Consider the following 22,729-nt stretch of genomic DNA (forward strand, 5'->3'; position numbering starts at 1 on the left):
TATCACGTCGAATAAATGTATGTATTTTCAGTTATTAATAGAAAAAAAAGAGTGTCCTTCCGGTCGCATGACCTTCACTGGACACTCTCTTCGCTGATTAAGCTTGTTCCTGCGACAGCGTACGCCATGCTTCAGCCGCAGCGCGCTGCTCCGCTTCCTTCTTCGTTCTCCCGTTTCCTACGCCAAAGCGTTCTTCCCCGAGATATACCTCAACGACAAATTCACGATCATGAGCAGGACCACGTTCCTCAATGATACGATATTCAACCGGGCCAAGTCCATGATGCTGGGATCGCTCCTGCAGCTTCGACTTGGAATCCTTCACAAGCAGGCCGTAGTCATTGGACTCAACGAACGGGAACATATGCTCATTAAGGAAGGCTCTCGTTTGCTCAATACCAGCATCAAGGAAGATCGCGCCGACAAACGATTCAAACAAGTCTGCCAGCAAAGCCTGACGCTGCCTGCCGCCTAGCTGCTCTTCACCGCGTCCAAGCAGCACATGCGAGCCGAGCTCCAAACGTTCCGCGAATTGTGCCAAGGAAGGCTCGCAGACGATTGAGGCGCGCATTCTCGTGAGCTCGCCCTCCGGTCGCTGCGGATACGTCGCGAACAAATATTCCGACACTAGCAGCTGCAGTACCGCATCTCCCAAAAACTCTAAACGTTCATTGTCCTGAGCAGACCCGCGTTTGTGTTCATTCACATAAGAAGTGTGGGTGAAAGCCTGCTTCAACAGCTTCGTTCGCTTAAAATTCAGCTGCAGCCGCTGCTGCAGCTCATAAAAGGAATCACGCTTCATAAACTTTCATCACGATCGTTGCATTGTGACCACCGAAGCCGAACGAGTTTGACAATGCCGTCTTCACATTCGCCTCACGCGGTGTATTCGGAACGTAATCGAGATCACATTCAGGATCCTGATTTTCCAAATTAATGGTCGGAGCAATGATACCGTTTTTGAGTGTCAAGCCGAGAATAACGGCCTCAACGCCACCGGCAGCACCAAGTAAATGGCCCGTCATCGATTTTGTCGAGCTGACTGCTACTTTGTAAGCATGATCTCCAAGCGCCTTCTTAATCGCCTTCGTCTCCGAACGGTCACCAACCGGTGTAGATGTGCCGTGCGCATTGATGTAGTCGATGTCAGAAGGTTCAATACCAGCATCTTTCATCGCCTTCGTCATGCAGCGGGCAGCTCCATCAGGATCCGGCTCGGTCATGTGATGGGCGTCGCCGCTCATGCCGTAGCCAATAACCTCTGCATAAATTTTTGCACCGCGTGCTTGAGCGTGCTCAAGCGACTCCAGTACCAATACGCCAGCGCCTTCGCCCATAACGAAACCGTCGCGGTCTATGTCAAACGGTCGGCTTGCCTTTGCCGGCTCATCATTGCGGACAGACATCGCCCGCATCGAGCAGAAGCCCGCCATTCCTGTAGGTCTGATCGTCGCTTCGGCACCGCCGGCAATCATGACGTCGGCATCGCCGCGCTGAATCATTTTGAACGAATCTCCGATGGAATGCGTACCCGTCGCACAAGCAGTAACCGCCGTGCTGTTCGGGCCCTTCGCGCCTGTAAGCATCGATACTTGGCCGGAGGCCATGTTCGCGATCATCATCGGGATAAAGAATGGGCTGACCCGCTTAGGACCCTTCTCCAGCAAAACATTATGCTGGTCTTCCCAAGTGCCAAGTCCGCCGATACCGGAGCCGACCATAACTCCAACACGTTCAGCGTCCGCATTTTGACCAATTTGCAAATCCGCATCTTTAACCGCCAACTGGCTGGCTACTGCTGCAAATTGAACGAAACGGTCCATTCTGCGTGCTTCTTTTTTATCTAAACCGTAATCTTCGGGATTGAAATTTTTGATTTCTGCGGCAATGCGCGTCGGGTATTCGGAGAAATCGAAGGCCTCAACAACAGATACCCCTGACTTTCCTTCCAGCAGGTTACCCCAGAATTGCTCCAAATCGGAACCGAGCGAGGTAATAACCCCCATACCAGTAACAACAACTCTTTGTTTCATTCGATTCACCTCTATGTCCAGCAATATAGATGAGCATGCTGCATCATCTTGTTTAATTTTTGTCGAAGTTCATTTGATGCATATACCCTGCTTATATTTCTCGGTAAATAAAAGCGATACCATTCGTGAACGGAGAGAGCCTTTACGCTTGAAATATAAGGAGGTATAAAATCGATGCGTATCAAGCTATAACGCTTTGCATAATCGTAATCAATGAAAACGGTCTAAGATGGAGATAAGTCCCGTTTATTAAAAACGGGACTTGTCCTTCTTACGTATGAGATTGTATGTATTTAACTACTTCTCCCACAGTGGTGATTGTCTCTGCATCTTCATCAGAGATTTCCATATCAAACTCGTCTTCTAGCTCCATGACCAATTCAACGACATCAAGAGAGTCAGCGCCGAGGTCATCTTTAAATGAAGCTTCAAGTGTAACTTCCGCTTCGTCTACGCCTAGTCGGTCGATGACGATACGTTTTACGCGATCTACTACTTCGGACATCCGGTTCACCTCCTCCATGGTATTATACGAGAATTAAAGATAAAATGCCATACGTAACCGTGCTAATTCCTCAAAGGGGAATTATTTAGTGCTACATATACATGCCGCCGTCCACATGAATCGTCTGTCCAGTCATATAAGCTGAGGCATCCGAAGCAAGGAAACGGACCGCATTTGCAATGTCGCTCGGGTCACCGAGACGGGCAAGCGGAATTTGGCCAGACAGCGACTCACGCATCTCTTCCGGAAGCTTGTCCGTCATTTCGGTTTGAATAAATCCCGGGGCAACACAGTTAACTGTTATGCCGCGGGACGCAAGCTCACGGGCGCTAGCCTTAGTCAGACCGATTACGCCAGCCTTAGCCGCGACATAGTTAGCTTGCCCCGGATTCCCGAGCACACCAACGACAGAAGAAATGTTGATGATGCGGCCGGAACGCTGCTTCATCATGGAACGAGTGACCGCTTTAATGCCATTGAAAACGCCTTTAAGGTTCGTTTCAATAACTTGGTCAAACTCGTCCTCCTTCATGCGCATGATTAAATTATCTCTAGTAATACCCGCATTATTCACCAAAATGTCAACAGCGCCAAATTGTCCGATGACTTCCTTAACCATCGCTTCAAATTCGTCCGCTTTGCCGACATTAGCTTTGATGACAATTGCGCGTCTTCCAAGCGCTTCAACGGCTTGTGCCGTTTCAACTGCCGCAGCCTCGCTGCCGGAGTAGTTGATTGCAACATCCGCGCCTGCTTCGGCGAGTGCAATTGCAATCGATCTGCCTATTCCGCGCGACGCCCCGGTTACGAGCGCTTTCTTACCTTCCAAGCTGGCAAACATCATATCGCCTCCATCCTAATGTTCGGTTACCTGCAGCGCTTCAAGCGCAGACATGCTGTTTATAGAAATGACACTTACGTTCTTGTCGATTTTCTTAATCAAGCCGGCAAGCACCGTTCCCGAGCCGATCTCCACAAATGTATCAACGCCTTGCTCTATTAAATAGCGAACGCTGTCTTCCCATAGCACAGGTGAATAAACCTGCTCCACGAGCAAGCTGCGAATATCGTCCGCGGCTGTTGCGACATTTGCAGTCACATTAGCCACAACGGGAACAGACGCATCCTGCATCGCAATGCTTGCGAGCGTTACCTGAAGATTAGCCGCAGCAGGCTTCATCAGCGAAGAATGGAAAGGACCGCTTACTTCAAGCGGAATGACCCGCTTCGCGCCAGCCTCTTCCTTACCGCGTTCGACAACCGCTTGAACCCCTGCGGCTGTGCCTGACACGACGATTTGTCCCGGGCAATTCACATTCGCGAGTTCGACAGCCGTGCCATCAGCCGTAATAGCTGCACATAGCGCAGCGAGCGACCCGCGCTCCGCGCCTAACACTGCCGCCATGGCGCCTTGTCCGCTCGGAACGGCCTGCTCCATAAACTGTCCGCGGGCGCGTACCGTGCGAACGGCGTCCTCGAAGCTAAGCACGCCGGCAGCGACAAGCGCGCTGTACTCTCCAAGACTGTGACCAGCAACATAATCTGGTCTCAGCCCGCGTCCTTCTAATGCCGCAAGCAAGGCAACACTGACGGTAAGCAGGGCAGGCTGCGTATTAGCTGTCTGCTTCAGCGCCTCATCCGGACCTTCGAATATAATACTGCTCAAGGAGAAGCCCAGAGCTTCATCCGCCTGATCAAAAATCGAGCGTGAACGATCAAATGCATCGTAGACGTCCTTGCCCATGCCGACTACTTGAGCGCCTTGTCCCGGAAAAACAAATGCTGTTTTACTCAATGCGTTTCCCCCTTACACGCGTAAGCGATTTGCGCCGGCCAGCGGCGGCAATGCCCGTTACGCGGTGATATTTAGAACGATTATAAGAAGAAAGATTATCGCGGCTTATTTTAAAGTTCATGTTTTCCTAAGCATTGACAATTACCAGACAAGTACCGAAGCTCCCCACGTCAAACCGCCGCCAAAGCCAACGAGCACAAGGCGGTCGCCTTCGCTTACCCGTCCCTGCTCTACCGCTTCTGCAAGAGCAACCGGAATGGATGCCGATGACATGTTCCCGTATTTATCCAAGTTAACCATCGCCTTATCCGCAGACAGGTCTAACCTGTTTAAAGCAGATTGAATAATCCGGATGTTCGCCTGATGCGGGACAAGAAGGTCGATATCGTCCTTCGTAAGTCCAGCTTTCAGCAAGGCTTCCTCGGCTGCGCCTCCCATGATCCTTACGGCAAACTTAAATACGTCATTTCCGGCCATGTGAATGAAGTGCTGCTTCGTCTCGATGCTCTCCGCCGTTGCCGGAGTTCGGGAGCCTCCTCCCGACACTTTAAGCAGCTCTCCGCCGCTGCCGTCCGCGCCAAGCTCGAACGATTGGAATCCACGGCCCTCTTCAACCCGTCCTAAGACGACAGCGCCTGCGCCGTCTCCAAACAGAATGCATGTATTGCGGTCGGTGTAATCCGTAATTCGCGATAGCGTCTCAGCGCCTACGACAAGCACATTCTTATACATGCCGCTTGCGACCATGCTCGAACCTGTTGCCAGTCCGTAAATAAAGCCGGAGCATGCAGCCGACAGATCAAAAGCAGCCGCTTTCTTGGCTCCCAGCTTTTCCTGCAGCAAGCATGCGGTCGATGGGAAAAACATATCAGGCGTAATCGTAGCTACAATGATAAGATCGATATCTTCCGCAGTTAGACCCGCCGCTGCGATGGCTTCAAGCGAAGCATGCAGCGCAAGGTCGGACGTTGCCTCCTCCGCGGATGCAAGGCGGCGTTCTTTGATGCCTGTGCGCGTGACGATCCATTCATCATTTGTTTCGACCATCGCTTCCAGCTCTTTATTCGTTAAAATGCGTTCTGGAACATATTTGCCCGTTCCAATAATGCCTACAGGATGTAAACTCATTCCGCACACTCACTTCCCGTTTATTTCTGCTGCAATCGTTTCAATCAATTGGCCTTGAATGGCGCTTCGTGCTTGCCTTACCGCATTTTTGACGGCGAGCGCGTCCGACGAGCCATGACATTTCACAACGAGGCCGTTCAATCCAAGCAATGGCGCACCGCCATGCTCCTTATAGTCCATTCTTTTCTTAATCGAGCGCAGCTTCGGCAGCATGATGGCAGCAGCCAGCTTCGTCATTAGCGATTGACCAAAAGCGTCTTTCAGCGATGTGAAAATCGTGCCTGCCGCGCCTTCCATAGCCTTCAGCATAATGTTGCCGGCAAAGCCGTCGCAAACGAGCACATCGCAATTACGGTTAAGAACATCCCTGGCCTCGACATTGCCAATAAAATGAATTGGCGCCTGTTCCAGCAATGCGTATGCCGCTTTGCTCATCTCGTTCCCCTTCATCGCCTCGGTTCCGACGTTAAGAAGCCCCACTTTGGGCTTCTCAAGCCCGTGCACCTTTGTACGATATATACTGCCCATAATTGCATATTGCAGCAAATGCTCCGGTTTCGCATCCATATTCGCTCCCAAATCAAGCGTCAGAATGCCGACATCGTCCATCGTTGGCATCATAGGCGCAAGCGCCGGTCTCTCGATGCCGTCCATTCTTCCAACTACGAGAAGCCCCGTCGCCATTAGAGCGCCCGTATTGCCTGCCGAGAGCATCGCATCCGCTTGCTTCTCGCGAACGAGTTGTCCGGCAACAACCATGGACGCTCCTTTTTTGCGGCGCACCGCTCTAACCGGCTCATCGTCGGCTCCGATTACTTCGTCCGCATGACAAATGGTCACGTTAGCAGGCTTCCGCCCGTTCATAAGCGCTTCAATGGCTGACGTATTGCCGACGAGCAGCAGCTCCGTATCCGGCCACTGCGCCGCCGCATCAAGCGCGCCCTGTACGATTAAGCTCGGAGCGTTATCTCCGCCCATAGCATCAATAGCGATCCGCACGTCCGTTTCCTCCTTCAGTTTCTGTATCTCCCGCGGACCGAAAAATAACAAAGTTACCCTGGAACACCATTTCATCGCCAACATACGTAAACAGCTCGACCTTTGCCTTGCTTCGCTCGCCCGAGATGGACCGGACGTAAGCCTTGGCAATACATTTCTCCCCTAGCTTAACTGGACGGATAAATCTGATATCAGCCGTTACGGTAAGTGCAATTTCATCATCTATAATAGCAACCGCAAGTGAATTCGCCTGTGCAAATACGTGATGACCGCGAGCGATGCCGGTCCTTGAGAATACATGCTCTTCGCGAATCTCGAACACCGAGATTCCGCTTTTGTCCAATTCCAAATCGACGATGTCACCGATTACTTCATGCAATGGCAACGATCGAACCGAGTCATAGGAGCGTTCGGCCATCAGCTTCAGCCGCTCCCTGAGCTCCGGAATACCAAGCTCCATCCGGTCAAGCCGAATCGTCTGGATGCTTACCTTTAGCAGTCGCGTGAGCTCCCGATCGGTTATAAAAGGATTATCATCAATGTATCGGGCAAGCTGCTGATGCCGCTGCCGTTTGGGCATTCGTTCGATGTTCGGCACCGCCTTTAACCGTAAAGTGACTGATAAACGATTTCAACCGCGCCTTAGCCCTTTCAGCATCAGCACGATTAGTATATGTATGTTGCCCGATATTATCACCTGGTACTAAATAAGTATATAAAAAAATACGCTCGAGCGCAATGCAGCGCAAGAAAGTATCATTTTAAGCGCTATTATTTGACAAGTAAAACAATCTCATGCAGCAAAAAAATAGCACTTCATCGCGTGATGAAGTGCTATCCCTGACATCAAATCACTATTGGGAAATGATCTCTTTTGTTTTGTAATATCCACAAACTTTGCATACGTGGTGAGCCAATTTCAACTCTCCGCATTGCTCACATTTCACCATGCCCGGTACTGCAAGTTTGAAATGCGTACGACGTTTATCACGGCGAGTCTTGGATGTTCTACGCTGAGGTACTGCCATATTTAACACCTCCTTCAAAAAATCAATCACAACTTCGCTTATTCCTTAAATAGATCCTTTAGCGCTGCAAAACGGACATCAATCTTCTCCGTAGAACAGCTGCATTTGTGCTCATTTAAGTTCTGTCCGCACGTGTGACATAGACCTTTACAGTCATTGCTGCAGAGCGGTGCAAAAGGCATGAACAATTGAAGCGCTTCTTCCACATAAGGCCTCAAATCCAGTCTTTCCGCATCTACCTCAATGAAGTCACTCTCTTCCTCATCCGAATCCTCATCGCGGTCTTCGCTGGGCGAAGCCGGCTTGAATACTTCCGAGAATGGAATAACCGTATGTTCCTTCACCGGTTCAAGGCAGCGTGAACAAGCAAGCTCAAGATCGATGGCAAGCTCGCCATCAACTTCAATAAAGCCTTCATGCCCAGTCACCTGAAGCGATACCCGGAGCGGTCCCGTGCGATAAACATCTTGGCGTCCTTTAAAAAGGTCACTGACATCCAACTCTTCGTTAACTGTCGTTTTTAACCCTTTGGACATTGTTTCTTGAATATGAAACTGCATCAGATCACCCCAAACAAACAAAGATTATTATATCTATCAGACTACCGTTTTGTCAACATTTTCACACTGTTTTTCAATAAGCCTAAAGCAACCCGTGATTGAGCTCCCTCTCTATGCTATAGTGAAACAACCAACAATTAACGAAAGAGAGGGTCAAACGAATGCGCACCGTCGGACTCATTGTCGAATACAACCCGTTTCATAACGGACATTTGTATCATTTGCAACAATCGCGCAAAATAACGCAGGCGGACGCTGTCGTTGCCGTCATGAGCGGCCATTTCCTGCAGCGCGGCGAGCCTGCCCTGCTCGACAAATGGGCCAGAACAAAGATGGCGCTCGCTGGCGGCTGCGATCTCGTTATCGAACTGCCAGTCGCTTACGCAACCCAAGCGGCCGAGTGGTTCGCCTACGGAGCTGTCTCCCTCCTTGAGGCGACAGGCGTCGTTGACAGCTTCTGCTTCGGAACGGAAAACGGCGAGCTTGATCCTCTGCTGCAGGCAGCTGAAATCGTGGCGCAGGAGCCGCCTGCCTTCAAGACACTCCTGAAGCAGCTTCTTCAAACAGGCATAAGCTATCCAAGCGCATACAGCAGCGCAATAACCGCCTATTTATCAGATCATGGATTTGCCTCTGCAGCTAATTTCCCATTCGCGCTTCCCAATCATACATTAGCGCTCCATTATTTACTTGCCTTGAAACGGCTGGATGGCAAAATGGAGCCATTCACCATTACCCGCGAGAAGGCGCAGTATAATCAGGAAACCGCGACCGACAGTATGATTGCAAGCGCAACTGCCATTCGCAAGCTGCTGCTTGAGCAGCGCTCGCTTGAAGCAGCGCGTGCTTTCGTGCCGGAATCTACGATGCGTACGCTGCAGAAGGAATGGTCGGCAGGTCATTGCCCAATCAGCTGGGAGCCTTTTACAAGCGCTCTGCTGCATGCCATTGTATCTCGTTCATCTTCTGAACTGGCCGAATTGCATGAGATTACAGAGGGCTTAGAACACCGGATCCGGAATGCCCTTCCGAAGCTGGCATCACGTCAATTCGAAGACTTATTGGCAGCTTTGAAAACGAAGCGCTACACCCGGACGAAACTGCAGCGCGCGCTTCTCTCCATCCTGCTCGGTCACAGCAAAGCCGACTTCACACAAGACAAGCTCGCATCGGGTGTTGAATATATAAGAGTGCTTGGTTTTACGGAAAAAGGCAAGCATCTGCTTCGGCGCATGCGAAATACCGCCAAGTTGCCCGTACTGCTTAGCGCAGCACGGGCACCGCAGCCTTTCCGCTATCTGGAGTTAGACACGCAAGCGAGCAGTGTCTATATGCTCGGCGTCCCTGGATCAACCTCCGCACACTCGTTGTTCCGCGACTTTACGGATAAGCCGGTTACGGTTTAATAATTTCAGGCGCAGGCGAGTCATTGAGCTTTTTTATGTAGACGCATTATGAAAGGCTTGTATTTGATCCATCGCTTCCTGCAGCGTTCTGACGCTAACCACCTTCATCGGAGTGCCCAGCGCTTTTGCTTTCGCCTCCGCTTCCTCAAAATTATCCGCAGGCGCCAGAAACAGCTGAGCGCCCTCTTTGCTTGCAATGACGATTTTTTGCCTTATTCCGCCGATCGCGCCGACCTTCCCGTCCACAGTTATGGTGCCGGTTGCCGCTATGCGAAGGCCGCTCGATAAATCGCCTTTAGTGAGCAGGTCCACAGCCTGCAGCGCAAAGACCAGACCTGCCGATGGCCCGCCAATATCTCCGGCTGTTATCGTAAGACGTTTACCTTCGTCCGCCGGCTCCAAGCTGCGGAGCTCGGTCAAACTCATAATGCCAATCGCTTCTAAACGCTGCTCGTTTGTCATCGTCGAATCAAATATGTTCGCCGCGAAGGTCACATTAAGCTGTTTTCCAGTACGTTTAATATTGAATCGAACCGGTTTATTCTTGCTTGTTTGTTGAAGCTTATCGAGCAATTCCGTCACACTGCCGACCGGCTTATCGCCGTTAATGCCAAGAAGCCTATCCCCCGCCTTAAATGAGCTGGACCCTGCACGCTCCTTCACATACACGTCGGATATGACAATGCCGTTGGTTCTGCTCTCATAAGGAAAACCAGCGTAACGATACGCAGCTTCGATTGCATTGTTTTGCGACCCGTGCATAATGACATTCAATCTGTCTGCGTATTGATCCTTTGAATAGCCTCTAAGCACATCCCGCTTGAGATGCACCTCCATGTTCGAATTCCACATCGACTGGAACGCGTGCAAAAAATTCGGCTCCGTCAATTTTACGGCAGTAAGCAAAAAATCGCCGCCGCCTAGACGGTCGCCTTCTTCCATCGATACCATCGACTTAACGGGAACGGCGATTCCAGGCTCATAAACAACATAGGGCGTTGGAGCGTACAATAACACCCACATAAATGCTGCGGTCGATAAACCGATCATCGCCATTCTGCGTAAATCAGAACGCTGCTTTTGCACCTGCCACCCCCAATTTAAACTCCCATTTTCCCCATCAAGCATGCCGAAGTCCCTTTTCGGCTGCTGGACTGGCTGTCGCATGTGGTCTATCCAGCATCTAGCATGCGTACTATTTAACGTATACGATTGTCCAATTCTTCATGTCTTCAATCTGCTTACCGGTCATTCATTATCTCAGCGAAATAAAGGAGTTGAGCAGCATTGGCTAAAACGGTTTTGCTTGCGTTCCTGTCCATCTTGCTTGTCGTTGCCATTATTCTTCAGCCGGATGCTGCATTTCAATCCTCGCTGCAAGGGCTAACCGTATGGTGGAATATCGTATTTCCCGGCTTGCTGCCGTTTCTCGTACTATTTGAACTGATTGCCGCCTTCGGCCTTGCTCACGCCATCGGATCACTCCTGCAGCCATTGACGAGCCGCTTGTTCAAGCTGCCGGGAGAAGCGGCGCTTGCAATCGTACTAGGCTGGATGGGAGGCTATCCCGCAGGAGCGGAGGCGGTCGCTTCCTTGCGTAAGAGAAGTCTTGTCACCAAACAACAAGGCCAGCGTCTGCTGGCCTTTGCCCACATGCCGAACCCGTTGTTCATGCTCGTCGTCATTGGCGCAGGATTTCTGCACAAACCTATTGTCGGAGTGATCATTGCAGTTATCGTATGGCTCTCAGCTCTATGGCTGATGATCATCATGACACTGCTCAGCCAAGGTGTCCAAGCTTCGGAAACGCATACTAATGCAGCCAAAGATACTGATCAGAGCCACAGCATGCTTCAACGAGCAGCCGAAGCGCTCCGCCTCGGCAGGGAGCAGGATGGCCGCAGCTTCGGCAAAGCGCTTGGCGATGCCGTTGCTGCCAGCGTTCAGAAGCTGATGCTGATCGGCGGCTTTATGATTTTTGCAGCTGTACTCGCCAAATTGTCAGAGCCGCTTCTATCATCTCTTCTGGACAAAGCCGGACTAAGCTTTATCAGCCAAGCATTTTTTGAAGGCCACTTGGGCGCCTATGCGGCTGCAGTCTGGGATGCGCCGGGAGCCGGAACTCTTGGCAACGCCGCTGCGATCGCTGTCGTGCTCGCTTGGAGCGGGCTCAGCGGCATTTTACAAGCAGGCTATTCCATTACCGGAACGGACCTTAAGCTTATTCCGTTCATTGCATGGAGAGTCGCACATGCGCTGCACGCCCTCCTATTCATGCTGCTGCTCTGGAAACCGGCCACGTCCATGCTTAGCCATCTACTCGCACCAGGAGCCGCGCCGGCATTTGCGCCTGTCGAATCATTCTCGCCGGATAAAGCCGTTACGGTTGCCTTGAAAGCCGGCGATTTACCTTTATTATGGCAGTTTTCCCTATCGGCCTGCGCTCTGCTTGCGCTCCTCGGATTCGTTATTTTAATTATGCTGCTGCCGTTTCGCCGAACCGGCAGATCGCTTTAAATGCTATAGGGATGAATGATGGCTTAAGTGAAAATCTGTTAGCTCTTTTGTTTATATTTCTCTCGCAATTGCTTCTCCACAACAGGCGGCACCAGCTCATGAACAGCCCCGTTGAACTGTGCGATTTCTTTGACGATGCTGGAGCTCAAATACGAATACTTAGGGTTTGTCATCATGAACATCGTATCGATCTCATCATCAAGCAAATGATTCGTCGAAGCGAGCTGAAGCTCATACTCAAAGTCGGTTACCGATCGAATTCCTCTTATAATAACATTGGCCTGCCGCGACTTCATAAATCGGACGAGCAAATCCCGGAAGCTGTCGATCTCAACATTCGGAATATCTCGCGTGACATCGGCAAGCAGCGCCTTGCGCTCATCGACGCTGAACATCGGATTTTTACTAGAATTATTTAAAACCGCTACAATAAGCCTATCGAATTGCTTAGCGGATCTGCGAATAATGTCCAGATGCCCATAGGTTACAGGATCAAAGGTTCCCGGGTATACGGCTACACGCTCTTGTTTATTCATTGACATTGACCTCACTTCCGTCGGGACTGTCTTGGCTGATATATTGGTATATGGACACGGCGGTATCCCCGTATTTCGCATGCTTCAGTTGGTCAAAATGCTCCAGCTGCTCCGGATACCGGTGTGCCGCATCATGCTCGACTACTATAATCGCCTCCGGCTCCAGTATCTGATTCGCAGCGAGCTGCGCCATTAGGCTGTCCATCGTTATCATTTTGTATGGCGGATCAAGAAAAACAAGCCGGAACTTCTGTCCCCGCTTCGCTAGCGCTTTCAATGCACGCTCCGCATCATTCCTATAAATTTCAGCGGCGCTGCCCATATTTGCTGTCTGTACATTTTGACGAATAATATCTACGCTTATTTTCTCCCGATCAATAAAGACCGTACGCTCTACACCTCTGCTCCAAGCCTCAATGCCCAATCCGCCCGTACCTGCGAACAGATCCAGCGCCATTCCACCGTCGAAGTAAGGCCCGATCATGCTGAAAATAGCTTCCTTCACCTTATCCGTTGTCGGCCTCGTGTTCATGCCAGGCACAGCCTTCAGCGTGCGGCCCTTGGCCTCGCCCGCAATGACTCTCACTGCAATTGCCCCCTTCACTCTCATTCCCGCCTATCGTACCATAGAATCCCTTTCATAATAAAGCAGAAGCATGTCGAAAATTGCGTATCAGAGTACCGGTCCAACTGCGCACAAAAATATTTCTCACCCCAATCATGTATATTTCCTCTTAAACCGGACAAGATACATTTATCGGCGTCGCAAGATGCCGTAGACAACCGCGGAGAAGACTTACGTTTCCCCATAAGCTCTTCGTCCGGTTTCTCCTCTCCCATGAAAAGGGCGTCCCGAAAGGGACGCCCGATTTTTTTGTTTAAGCCTTGTTATACCAAGGTTTTTTTGAGTTTCATTCCGCAGCTATCTCTAGCAATGAAAGTCGAGGATGAGCGCTGTCTGTAATACAGGGACTTTTTCAGGTTTTCCTTATAAGTTGAGGTCTGAAAGCTATAGCAGATGAGACAGAAATGAATTTTTTCTAATTGGAATTACACGCACTAATTGTTTACCATACGTACATAACCTTTTTTTCTGCAACTCTAAAGCGGCTGGATAACCTCTCTAGAGGAGCCTTTTTCTTATTGATGGTGCTTACTAAGGTATTACCGCCCTCGTGTGACAAGTGTATTGAAGCAGACGTTAATCCGCAGGCGTGGTTGGATTAAAATACCACCGTATTATGTTCCTAATGGATTACCAACACCATAATTCCAACATAAATAGTGGATTGAACACTTGATGCTTTCCAGTAGAATTAGGCTGCCCAGAAACGGGGGGGCTTTTTTTATTTTGAATCAGCGGATCGTAAAAATTCACATTGACAAAACAATTGAATCAACTTAAGATAATAAACGGCTTTAAAATGATAATGATTATCAACAACAATGAATGAGGTGTTTCATGCGTTATAAAATAACAACTCTAATTATGCTGTTTATCCTCTTGTTTCCAGCATGGATTTTTGCGGATCAAGCCTCTGTAGATTTGCAAAAGGCAAATGATTATGTTACTAAAGCTTTCCAATTGGCGGAGCAGAATGACTTGGATCAATCTAAGGTAGAGTACGACAAATACAACACGCTCTGGTACGAAATCGAGGGCGGTGTAAAAGATAAATCAAAAGGGGCTTACCGCTCTATCGAAGAAAGAATGGGAGAAGTTCAATTCGCTTTTGCCCAAAGCCCGGCAAAAAAGGAAAACATAATCACCAGTTTAAAAGCGCTAAACGAAATCAATCAAACTTTTATTTCAGGGGATATGTCTTCTTTTAAGGATCCAACCCCAACCGGAAGCACCTCAATTGATGATCTCGTCCAATTGTTGGATGAAGTAAATGCCGCGCTTGCTCAAAATGATGTTCAGACCGCTAAACAACATATACAAAGTTTTCGCAATTCATGGTTAGATATCGAAGGGCTTGTGCTGACTCAATCGTCAAAGGTATACGCAGACGCTGAAAGAGACATGGTTTCATCTTATGCACTGCTTACGGCCAATCCGCCGAACGTACCGGATGCGATAAAAACGGTAACGAGCATGCGTGATTATCTAGTACCACTTGCCTCTAAAACTAGCTATACCATGGTAGACGTAATCACAATTCTACTACGGGAAGGTCTTGAAGCCCTCCTGGTCATTGTTGCTCTGCTTGGATTTTTAAATAAATCAGGACACGGTGAAAAGAAGAACTGGCTTTGGTATGGACTTGGCGCAGGCGTTTTAGTCAGTATCATCATTGGAATTGCAGTCCAGCGCTTATTCTCCTCTGGGACATTTGGAAACAACAACTTCTTAATTATCGGATGTACTGGAATTTTTGCTGCAGTCATGTTGATTTATATGAGTTATTGGCTCCACAGTAAATCCAGTGTCGCCAACTGGAAACAGTATATCAATAATCAAAGCACTAAGGCATTAGCTAGCGGCAATTTATGGTCCATCTCCATCCTTGCTTTTCTGGCTGTGTTTAGGGAAGGAACGGAAACTGTTCTGTTCTTTATTGGGATGGCATCCTCCATCAGCCTTGCAACGCTGTTATTAGGAATACTACTTGGTGTATTGATTTTAGCGGTAATTGCCTTTTTAATTCTCAAGGTTGGCTTAAAGATTCCTATGCGGCCGTTTTTCTTAGTATCCAGCGTTCTCGTCTTTTATTTATGTTTTAAGTTTCTTGGCACGGGTATTCATGGTTTACAGCTGGCAGGCGTACTTCATGCAACTCATACCGATACACTACCGTCTATTGATTTCTTTGGTTTTTATTCAACCTGGGAAAATATCGTCCCTCAATTGATTCTTCTGCTTGCTGCTGTCGGTGTTGTGATTTGGAACAAAATCCGAGATCAAAGATTGCAAGTTCAGATGAACATACAACAATAAAATTTTTGGAGGTCTTTTTATTATGAAAGCATCAAAAGCATTGTTATCCATTATTGTTTTGGTATTCATTCTTGCAGCTTGTTCTTCCAATACGAATGCCACTGCCGACGGCGTGAAGAGCATGCAGGAAACACTGGTGGATATGCAAAAGAACGTAGAAGCAAACGACACTGCCAAAGTGAAAGAAGATGCAGAAGCGTTAGAAGAGTCATGGGCGAAATTTGAAGATGGTATTAAAGAGAACCAATCCGAAATGTATGAAAAAGTCGAAGAACCGCTTGGCACTATTCAAGCCGGTGCAAAGCAAGATACTCTTGACCAAGCGCTTTTGAAAGAGCAGATCACAAAGCTCAGTGAAGTTTTAAAACAAATTAAATAATAAGTATCAATAGAGCGTCAATTTAGGCTCCATGGCTGTCGAGAAATCTCGACAGCTATTATTTTAACCTTCTAATTTAATTAATTACCGCGATAACGCAATAAAATACGCCTGTTTCAACAGCAATGAAAAGGGCATCCCGATAGGACGCCCGATTTTTTGCAAGCTATAAAATTATTGGCTTTGAAACCCAATAGGTCTTTTGGGTTCCTCTGGATTTTGTCTCTTTACAGCCATCAATAAGAAACTGATTTGTGATACATGCTGTATTAAAGTAACAGGACTTCCGTCATCTAAATTTCCTGTGAACATGATCAAGCTGGGATCATCATAACCAACATCGGTTATTTGAAAAGTTACAGACTTACCAAATGTAACGAGCCTAACGCCTACCTGCTCGGTAGCATCCAATCTCGCATCAAAATTTTTAATCATACGGATTATTTTCTTGTAAAACTCACTCGCTAAATTCTGTCCTGGTGTATTCACCGGTTCAGGTAAATTAGGCATTTTAAATTGAGGCAACATGATTTCAGGCACTTTAAAGTCCAAGCTAATCACCTCCCTCGTTATTCATTTCGACAAAAGCAGACATCTTCCTTCTTACCGCTTTCATTTGTACGTTAAACTTGTAAGCGGCGGTTTTTTCATCAAATAAGGGTATAGCAAAATAAGTCCAAAAACATAGAGCAGCAAAGCAAATATAGCCGGTGAGAGATGCCAGAAATCAGTATATCCAATTGAAAGATGCACGCTAAAACCTGCGTAGAAGCCCGGCGCACCGCCAAGCAGAAGGGTCCACCATAACCAACGGGCGCCTTGCTGAATGCCCCATAGCGCAATGATGAGGATGGCTAAAGCATCACACAACAGCGCACCGCCGAATCCGGCCCGGTCATGGGCTATAAGCGGAATTAGTTTCGCGTTCATCTCATTCAACTCAGCAAAGCTGGTGTACAAATAAGCTAGATCGGTCTTCACGAAAACGTTCGTAACCCCTACCAAAGCGATTGTTAATCCGCCGATAGCAAGCGCAAAACCCAGAACGACAAAGCAAAGCTGTCCCCACATGGCACGCTGCCATACACGGTCATTGCGGAGGTTGACAGGCCGCCGATAGGGCTGCTCCGGATTGCTTCGCATCGAAAGAACGAACATCGGAAGCAGGATAGCCGAGGCCAGCGCATGAAACGGGTCAAAATAACCGTAGCCCAAGTATAGAAAAAAGCTTATAAAACCAACAAATCCAGAAGTCAGCAAAGCTGTTCTAGCCCAGTTTAATCCCTCTCTTAATCCGTGCTTAGCCAGCTGATAATATAAAATGCCGATCGAAATCATCGTTCCCGCCAGCGTAATCCGGTCATGTGACATGAAATGCAGAAGATTATGGTTGATTTGGTGCAGCTCCTCTAACGGCATGCCTATAAATGCCAAATCATATGGCAGAAGCACTGAAGTAGCAGCGATCATCCAAGAAAAAATACCACCAAGCATCATCCCGATGCCCAGCAGGCACATCCACCCCCAGTGCTTCCAGAAGGAAGGTGTTTCGGGTACGGGAAAATGGTTAAGCTGTTCATAAACAATAGCTTCATTTATTCGTTTCGGCAGGCCTGGACCGGCATACACTAAGCCGCTATGCAGCATGATGCCATCCGCGCCCGCCTTCATTAGATCAAGCGCATCCTGCGGCTCGTGTACTCCGCCTCCCGCTTTAATCACCAGAGAGGGATCGCATACGCTGCGGAGCAGCTTTATTTTATCCAAGGAAAGAGCTTTTCCTTCCCTTCCCACGAGTATAGATTCACCGCTTTCATCGCCAAAGCTTCCGCCATTACGAACAGCCTCACCTATGACAACCCCGCTCCATATCGGCGTCTTCTGATCGATTAATACAGCATTAAGCCTTTCATTCGGGTAATCCGGCGGGACATACAAATACATGGGTTTATCTGCATAATTATCGGCAGTCGCAAGTTCTGGCAACCGGTTTAGAATAGCTTGCGAATCCGCAGCGCTTCTTGCAGCTTGCAGCACATCCACATAGAACCCTGCTGCTCCCGAGACATGGAGCTTCTTCATCATACTGCCAAGCTCTACAATCGCCTGATCAGGCAAAGCATGCGGCATCGGAGTGACGCGGGCAAGCTGCGGCAAATGATGTCCAGGCTTTGCTATGCGTGCGGCAACTACATCTATGCCATCGTTCTCGTAATAGGTTGGATAGCGTATAGTTTCAGCAGCGGTACTATTCTCTATCGACTGATTGCTTCGAATAGGCTGAACCGTAACAGGCCCATGCTCAATAAATCCGAAGCCAAATTGCGCCAAAGCTTTTTGTGCGATGCCTTCCGGGTCTACCCCGCCGGACAGCCCTACAGTGCTGCGGACGGTTATGCCCGCCATATCCCGTTCCAGTACCGGCGACGGCTCCATATGCCCGAACGTTCGAATGACGAATGAGCCAGCTGGCAATCTGCTCAGCTTGCCGATAGCTGTCAGCGTTACAGTTCTGCTCAATCTCGCAGGAATTTTGAATAATAAAGGGCGAAACAAGGTCTGATACGACCAATCCGGCATGATCATTCTCCTCTTTAAGGATTTAATCTATCTACAATAAACTTGTTAAAAGATAGCGTCAATAATGCCCTTGGAACCAAAGAACAAGCCTAATCCGGGGGGATGATTGGAACCATTTGTTTTCAAGTTCATATGTTATATAGTCATTTGACTATATTCACTTTGGAGGTTTTAAAATGAATCGAGCATTTACGCCTTTTGGCGGCCCCGGCTTCCGTCCTCCCTTCCGGCCTTTCCCTCATCCATTCTTTCCACGCCGGTTTCTGTTTCCCTTTTTCTTCTTTTCTCCGTTCTTCTTTCCTTTTTTCCGGGAGGACGGTGAAGATGCAAGAAATGATATGTACTTTGCTGTCCACCAGACAGTAGCCGGAGATACATTAGAAAAGGTTTCCCATATGTATAACATACCTTGCGTCATCCTTGAGGAAGCAAACCCGCACATTGGTAATCCTAAAGAAATCCAACCGGGCTCATCGGTCTATATCCCGCGTATTTCCCATATGCACTGTAACAAATCATACATCGAAAGAGAAGTAGAAGCGCAGTCCACCATGCCGCACGGACAAAATATGCCGTATCCGGGAGCACCTTATAACATGTAATCCTTTTTACATCCCTTAATAGCCTATCGAGGAAAGCGTTTTTCCTCGATAGGCTTTTTTGAGCATCAATAATACTGCAAATTTATCGGGCGGATGACATGTAAAAAGCATCTCCGTCACAAACACCCAATCATAATGCGACAATGATACATAATCTACAGAGTACTCAAGACGCAAGGAGGTGTTATGAACAATGTCCGGATTCGTTGGTGGTGCTTTTACGAATACTGGTACCATTCTGGTCCTTTTCATTTTATTGGTGATTATCGCTTGCAGCTGTGTAAGTGGTTTCGGTGGCGGCTTTAATAAATGCTGCTAAGAAGTCTCAAACTTATGCTCTAAGCACTCTATTGCCATAATACCTTCTAAACCATTTTTACAGGCTAAAGACATTTATAAAATGTCTCCGAGGCAAACACCCAATCAATTCGTTAAAACGACGCATAATTTATAGTGTACTCAACACTTAAGGAGGTGCAATGATAAATGTCTGGTCATGTAGGCGGTGCTTTCACTAACACTGGAACGATACTTGTCCTTTTCATTTTATTAGTAATTATCGCTTGTAGCTGTGGTATCTTCGGCGGCGGTTATGGCAAAGGTTACTAATATTCCCTTTAATATTTGTTCAAAAGGCCCATTTCATGGGTCTTTTGTGTTTGTATATTTTATAAAAATTATATTGCAGCTCCTTACATAAAATTAATATTTTCAAATCGAAAACCAGAATAAAAACGGACGTTCCAATCCATAATAGTCGAGTAATTCCAATCCATTTAGGAGGCGTTATTTTGAATCAAATTACGCAAACACAGCAAATTACCCAGCTTGCCAATCAATTGATGCGGCAAACAGAGCAAGCAACCTTACAGTATCAGCATTTACTTCAACAGGAAGAAATGAACGCCAGGCAGCTGGAGCAAATTGCGCAGCGCGAGCATCAAGCGGCACAAATCATTCAATCAGCGCTGCAAGGCCACCAAACGGCGATGCAGCAGCTGCAGCAGATCAATAGCCTGTGCAATCAGCTGTCGAACGCTGCTTCTTTCACACCAAGTTACATGAATAATCAAAACTTTGCGGGTCAATACTCCAGCTACACTCAACAATAAATAGGTCAGTAAAAACAAATCACCCTCTTGCTCATATCCATAAAGCAAGGGGGTGATTTATTTTCACTCTGCCATTCATCATTAGAGCTGCAATATTTTTAACGGCTTTTCTGCTGGCCCTTCGATTACTTCCCCGCTAATCGCAAATCTGGAGCCATGGCAGGGACAATCCCATGTGCGTTCTCCATTATTCCATTCCACTTCACATCCCATGTGGGTGCACGTCGTGTCTACGAGAAACAGCTTCCCCTCTTCATCCTTATAAGCACCTGCTCTTTTTCCATGAAGTTTGACGACACAACCTTCATCCAGCGCCAAATCCTCAGGGCGCTTATGAACCATTTCAAGTTTGCCGGCTATGAGATGCTTCGCCACGTCTGCATTGTCTGCAGTAAGATTTTTAATTGTTTCAAATGAGAGGGGGCGTGAAGGAGCATACAGCCCTTCATATGCGTTATCCTTCTCCAAAATTAAATCTCGAATGAGCATAGCTGCTGCTGTGCCATTCGTCATTCCCCATTTGCGATAACCGGTTGCTATGTAAACATTCGGGGAGGAAGCGGTTATTCGGCCGATATACGGTATTTTGTCCCCCGTGACAAGATCCTGAGCAGACCAGCGATAAGCAATCTCTTTTATTCGAAAATGCTTCCCGGCAAATCTCTGCAGCTCTTCGTAATGATTAATCGTGCAAATTCCTTGTCCAGTCTTATGGCTCTGGCCCCCAATAAGCAGCAGCTTGTCATGCTCCGCCGTTTCTGCATATCGAATGGAGCGTTTCGGATCTTCTGCGCTTAAATACATCCCCCCTGGAAATTCATCCCCGGCACGGATTCCGAGTACATAGGATCGGTCGGCATGCATTCTTGCAAAATAAAAACCGTGACCGTCATAAAACGGAAAATGCGTGCAGGATACAACATGCTTACATTTGACGCGATGCCCTTTGCTTGTAATGACCTCCGGAATAGAGCCGGTCTCCACATCGACTGCCGTTGTGTGCTCATAAATCGCTCCTCCCGCTTCTATGAACTTACGCACAAGGACAGACAAATATTGCAGCGGATGAAATTGTGCCTGATTAAACATAATAACTGCCGCTTTAGCGGGGATATGCAGTGGAATTTGTTCCGCATATGCTCCTGGTATACCCAGAAGCGAGTAGGCCGACATCTCCTTCTCAAGCTTAATTATGTATTCATCTGAATTCGTATAAACATAAGCATCCTGTTTAGAAAATCCACAATCGATTTTTTCATGCTCAATCGTTTGCTTGATGAATTGAAGGGCATCGATGCTGGCCTTGTAATATAACGATGCTTTCTCCTCTCCTTCACGGTGAATAAGTTCATCATAGATCAGATCATGTTGTGCCGTTATTTTTGCTGTCGTATGTCCCGTTGTTCCATTAAGGAGCCGGCCTGCTTCGAGAAGCGCAACCTTAAACCCCTCCCTGGCAAGCAAATAAGCAGTTGTAATACCGGAAATCCCGCCTCCAACGACGGCAACATCAGATTCAATATTTTGTTCGAGAACGGGAAACGATGAGAGCCGGCCCGATGATTCGCTCCAATAGGACTCCGGAAACTTGGGAATGGCATGCGGTTCCGTCATAGCTATCTCCTCCTAGTAAATGATGCACCTTAATTTGTGTCATTTAATAACTTTTCATTCTTAGCAAAAAAGGACCCGTTTCTAACATATATTGCAAATACGCTCATAAGTTTGGTATGACAGTTAAATTGTCGTGAAGGGAGTCGTAAGATGGTAGAAAAAGCGCTGTTTGAACACCGGTTTTGGCTGCAAATTTTAGGTGATCACGCACGGTTTATCTTTAATGCATTGCCGCCAAAAGAGCGTGATCATATTGAAACAGCAGCCCGCTTCATTGAGCTCTTCGATCAACTTCTTAATCAATCGCGATTACCAAGCGCTGCTTCTTTTTTGGCTGAATTAAATAAACAAGCTTATGAATTAACGATGAGTTTGCGCGCTTTTAAGTTAAGTTTGTTAGAGAAGCTGCTGCTCGGCCAAGTATCGATCGGTCTCACTCCGACTTTCATAAACCATATGGTAAATGAGCTGGATGAATACGCCAAAATACTGGTCGCGCTCCTTGACGGCAAGCCTGTTCCCCATTATTTGCCGCTGCACCATGATTTGTTATGGCTCTCTGACGCCGCCGGTCATGCGGCTATTATCGCGATGGATTTAGATGTGGTTGAAAAGCGGTTAATTAACAAGAGCAAGGAATTCGAACAGCATTTTAACGGATTTTATTTAAAAGCGATCGAGCTGACCGGATATTTGCGGACATTACGAACACAATATCCGGCTATGGCTAAGTTCCATGCGGATGTGAACGTAGAGATGAGCATTTTTATGGTTTTTTTAAAGGAGATTGAAGAGCTGGATTTAAGCGCTGAGCTGCTAAGCCGAATAAATCCGCTGGTTCCAGATCATATGTTCAGGGAGGAATGCTACTACTTGTTGAAGATTTCGGAGAGTGGAGAGATCCCTCCCCCGCAATGCGATCCAACTGCGCCGAGGCTGGAATAAGCAGAAAACATTAGGACAGTTTATAGAGGAGAGTGATGACAAAGGAGGC

The 22,729-nt window shown here is 47.8% G+C and carries 24 protein-coding genes; 8 read left to right on the top strand and 16 right to left on the bottom strand.

Features of this window, described 5'->3' with window-relative positions; genetic code table 11:
- Positions 1-97: 97 nt before the first annotated feature.
- The 10 genes from rnc to AC0YNZ_RS01345 form a co-directional block, all read right to left on the bottom strand.
- A complete protein-coding gene (rnc, locus tag AC0YNZ_RS01300; RefSeq protein ID WP_056637019.1) occupies positions 98-802 on the bottom strand; it encodes a ribonuclease III in 705 nt (234 codons plus the stop codon).
- A complete protein-coding gene (gene fabF, locus AC0YNZ_RS01305; protein WP_475824928.1) occupies positions 792-2,033 on the bottom strand; it encodes a beta-ketoacyl-ACP synthase II in 1,242 nt (413 codons plus the stop codon). The genes rnc and fabF overlap by 11 nt, the downstream gene beginning before the upstream one ends.
- A 271-nt stretch (positions 2,034-2,304) precedes the next feature.
- Positions 2,305-2,538 carry an acyl carrier protein gene (locus AC0YNZ_RS01310; protein WP_053375686.1) on the bottom strand — a complete coding sequence of 78 codons (234 nt, stop codon included), beginning with the start codon at positions 2,536-2,538 and terminating at the stop codon, positions 2,305-2,307.
- Positions 2,539-2,629: 91 nt separating this feature from the next.
- Positions 2,630-3,379, bottom strand: a complete 750-nt coding sequence (gene fabG / locus AC0YNZ_RS01315; RefSeq protein ID WP_475825476.1) for a 3-oxoacyl-[acyl-carrier-protein] reductase — start codon at positions 3,377-3,379, stop codon at positions 2,630-2,632.
- 15 nt (positions 3,380-3,394) lie between these two features.
- Entirely contained in the window at positions 3,395-4,333 is a 939-nt protein-coding gene (gene fabD, locus AC0YNZ_RS01320) for an ACP S-malonyltransferase (RefSeq protein WP_475824929.1), read from the bottom strand.
- A 141-nt stretch (positions 4,334-4,474) separates the two neighbouring features.
- On the bottom strand, positions 4,475-5,461 hold the full coding sequence (locus tag AC0YNZ_RS01325; RefSeq protein WP_475824930.1) for a beta-ketoacyl-ACP synthase III: 987 nt from the start codon (positions 5,459-5,461) through the stop codon (positions 4,475-4,477).
- A gap of 9 nt (positions 5,462-5,470) precedes the next feature.
- Positions 5,471-6,460, bottom strand: coding sequence for a phosphate acyltransferase PlsX (gene plsX, locus AC0YNZ_RS01330; protein WP_475824931.1), 990 nt, complete (start codon positions 6,458-6,460; stop codon positions 5,471-5,473).
- Positions 6,444-7,040: a transcription factor FapR gene (gene fapR / locus AC0YNZ_RS01335; RefSeq protein WP_110769050.1), complete on the bottom strand. Its 597-nt coding sequence runs from the start codon at positions 7,038-7,040 to the stop codon at positions 6,444-6,446. Before fapR ends, plsX begins: the two co-directional genes overlap by 17 nt.
- A gap of 274 nt (positions 7,041-7,314) precedes the next feature.
- Positions 7,315-7,488, bottom strand: coding sequence for a 50S ribosomal protein L32 (rpmF, locus tag AC0YNZ_RS01340; protein ID WP_006036546.1), 174 nt, complete (start codon positions 7,486-7,488; stop codon positions 7,315-7,317).
- Between the two features lie 38 nt (positions 7,489-7,526).
- Positions 7,527-8,048 carry a YceD family protein gene (locus AC0YNZ_RS01345; protein ID WP_475824932.1) on the bottom strand — a complete coding sequence of 174 codons (522 nt, stop codon included), beginning with the start codon at positions 8,046-8,048 and terminating at the stop codon, positions 7,527-7,529.
- A 161-nt stretch (positions 8,049-8,209) separates the two neighbouring features.
- On the opposite strand from AC0YNZ_RS01345, the gene AC0YNZ_RS01350 reads away from it, so the two are divergent.
- A complete protein-coding gene (locus AC0YNZ_RS01350) occupies positions 8,210-9,454 on the top strand; it encodes a nucleotidyltransferase (RefSeq protein WP_475824933.1) in 1,245 nt (414 codons plus the stop codon).
- Between the two features lie 33 nt (positions 9,455-9,487).
- On the opposite strand, the gene AC0YNZ_RS01355 is transcribed toward AC0YNZ_RS01350, so the two are convergent.
- Positions 9,488-10,621 (bottom strand): S16 family serine protease, encoded by a 1,134-nt coding sequence (locus AC0YNZ_RS01355; protein ID WP_475824934.1) that lies wholly within the window; start codon positions 10,619-10,621, stop codon positions 9,488-9,490.
- A gap of 120 nt (positions 10,622-10,741) precedes the next feature.
- Here AC0YNZ_RS01355 and AC0YNZ_RS01360 point away from each other — a divergent pair, with 120 nt between their 5' ends.
- Positions 10,742-11,971 (top strand): nucleoside recognition domain-containing protein, encoded by a 1,230-nt coding sequence (locus tag AC0YNZ_RS01360; RefSeq protein WP_475824935.1) that lies wholly within the window; start codon positions 10,742-10,744, stop codon positions 11,969-11,971.
- Positions 11,972-12,009: 38 nt separating this feature from the next.
- Here AC0YNZ_RS01360 and coaD read toward each other — a convergent pair whose 3' ends face one another.
- On the bottom strand, positions 12,010-12,513 hold the full coding sequence (gene coaD, locus AC0YNZ_RS01365; protein ID WP_475824936.1) for a pantetheine-phosphate adenylyltransferase: 504 nt from the start codon (positions 12,511-12,513) through the stop codon (positions 12,010-12,012).
- A complete protein-coding gene (gene rsmD / locus AC0YNZ_RS01370; protein WP_475824937.1) occupies positions 12,500-13,093 on the bottom strand; it encodes a 16S rRNA (guanine(966)-N(2))-methyltransferase RsmD in 594 nt (197 codons plus the stop codon). The genes coaD and rsmD overlap by 14 nt, the downstream gene beginning before the upstream one ends.
- An 876-nt stretch (positions 13,094-13,969) precedes the next feature.
- On the opposite strand from rsmD, the gene AC0YNZ_RS01375 reads away from it, so the two are divergent.
- Together AC0YNZ_RS01375 and AC0YNZ_RS01380 are read left to right on the top strand one after the other, a co-directional pair.
- Positions 13,970-15,448 carry an FTR1 family iron permease gene (locus AC0YNZ_RS01375; protein WP_475824938.1) on the top strand — a complete coding sequence of 493 codons (1,479 nt, stop codon included), beginning with the start codon at positions 13,970-13,972 and terminating at the stop codon, positions 15,446-15,448.
- A gap of 22 nt (positions 15,449-15,470) precedes the next feature.
- Positions 15,471-15,827, top strand: a complete 357-nt coding sequence (locus AC0YNZ_RS01380) for a hypothetical protein (RefSeq protein WP_475824939.1) — start codon at positions 15,471-15,473, stop codon at positions 15,825-15,827.
- Positions 15,828-16,001: 174 nt separating this feature from the next.
- Here AC0YNZ_RS01380 and AC0YNZ_RS01385 read toward each other — a convergent pair whose 3' ends face one another.
- Complete coding sequence (locus AC0YNZ_RS01385; protein WP_220038967.1) at positions 16,002-16,379, bottom strand: DUF6173 family protein; 378 nt, start codon at positions 16,377-16,379, stop codon at positions 16,002-16,004.
- A 60-nt stretch (positions 16,380-16,439) separates the two neighbouring features.
- Positions 16,440-18,407: a dihydroorotate dehydrogenase gene (locus AC0YNZ_RS01390; RefSeq protein ID WP_475824940.1), complete on the bottom strand. Its 1,968-nt coding sequence runs from the start codon at positions 18,405-18,407 to the stop codon at positions 16,440-16,442.
- Positions 18,408-18,583: 176 nt separating this feature from the next.
- Here AC0YNZ_RS01390 and AC0YNZ_RS01395 point away from each other — a divergent pair, with 176 nt between their 5' ends.
- From AC0YNZ_RS01395 to AC0YNZ_RS01405, 3 genes are all read left to right on the top strand, one after another.
- Positions 18,584-19,009 (top strand): LysM peptidoglycan-binding domain-containing protein, encoded by a 426-nt coding sequence (locus tag AC0YNZ_RS01395; protein ID WP_475824941.1) that lies wholly within the window; start codon positions 18,584-18,586, stop codon positions 19,007-19,009.
- A 193-nt stretch (positions 19,010-19,202) separates the two neighbouring features.
- Complete coding sequence (locus AC0YNZ_RS01400) at positions 19,203-19,328, top strand: YjcZ family sporulation protein (RefSeq protein WP_475824942.1); 126 nt, start codon at positions 19,203-19,205, stop codon at positions 19,326-19,328.
- Between the two features lie 472 nt (positions 19,329-19,800).
- A complete protein-coding gene (locus AC0YNZ_RS01405; protein ID WP_475824943.1) occupies positions 19,801-20,121 on the top strand; it encodes a hypothetical protein in 321 nt (106 codons plus the stop codon).
- Positions 20,122-20,202: 81 nt separating this feature from the next.
- Here AC0YNZ_RS01405 and AC0YNZ_RS01410 read toward each other — a convergent pair whose 3' ends face one another.
- On the bottom strand, positions 20,203-21,735 hold the full coding sequence (locus AC0YNZ_RS01410) for an FAD-dependent oxidoreductase (RefSeq protein WP_475824944.1): 1,533 nt from the start codon (positions 21,733-21,735) through the stop codon (positions 20,203-20,205).
- 150 nt (positions 21,736-21,885) lie between these two features.
- Between AC0YNZ_RS01410 and AC0YNZ_RS01415 the strand changes: the two genes are divergently transcribed.
- Positions 21,886-22,680 (top strand): DUF2935 domain-containing protein, encoded by a 795-nt coding sequence (locus tag AC0YNZ_RS01415; RefSeq protein ID WP_475824945.1) that lies wholly within the window; start codon positions 21,886-21,888, stop codon positions 22,678-22,680.
- Positions 22,681-22,729 lie beyond the last annotated feature (49 nt).

The sequence above is a fragment of the Paenibacillus sp. J2L1-98 genome, from assembly GCF_056269405.1.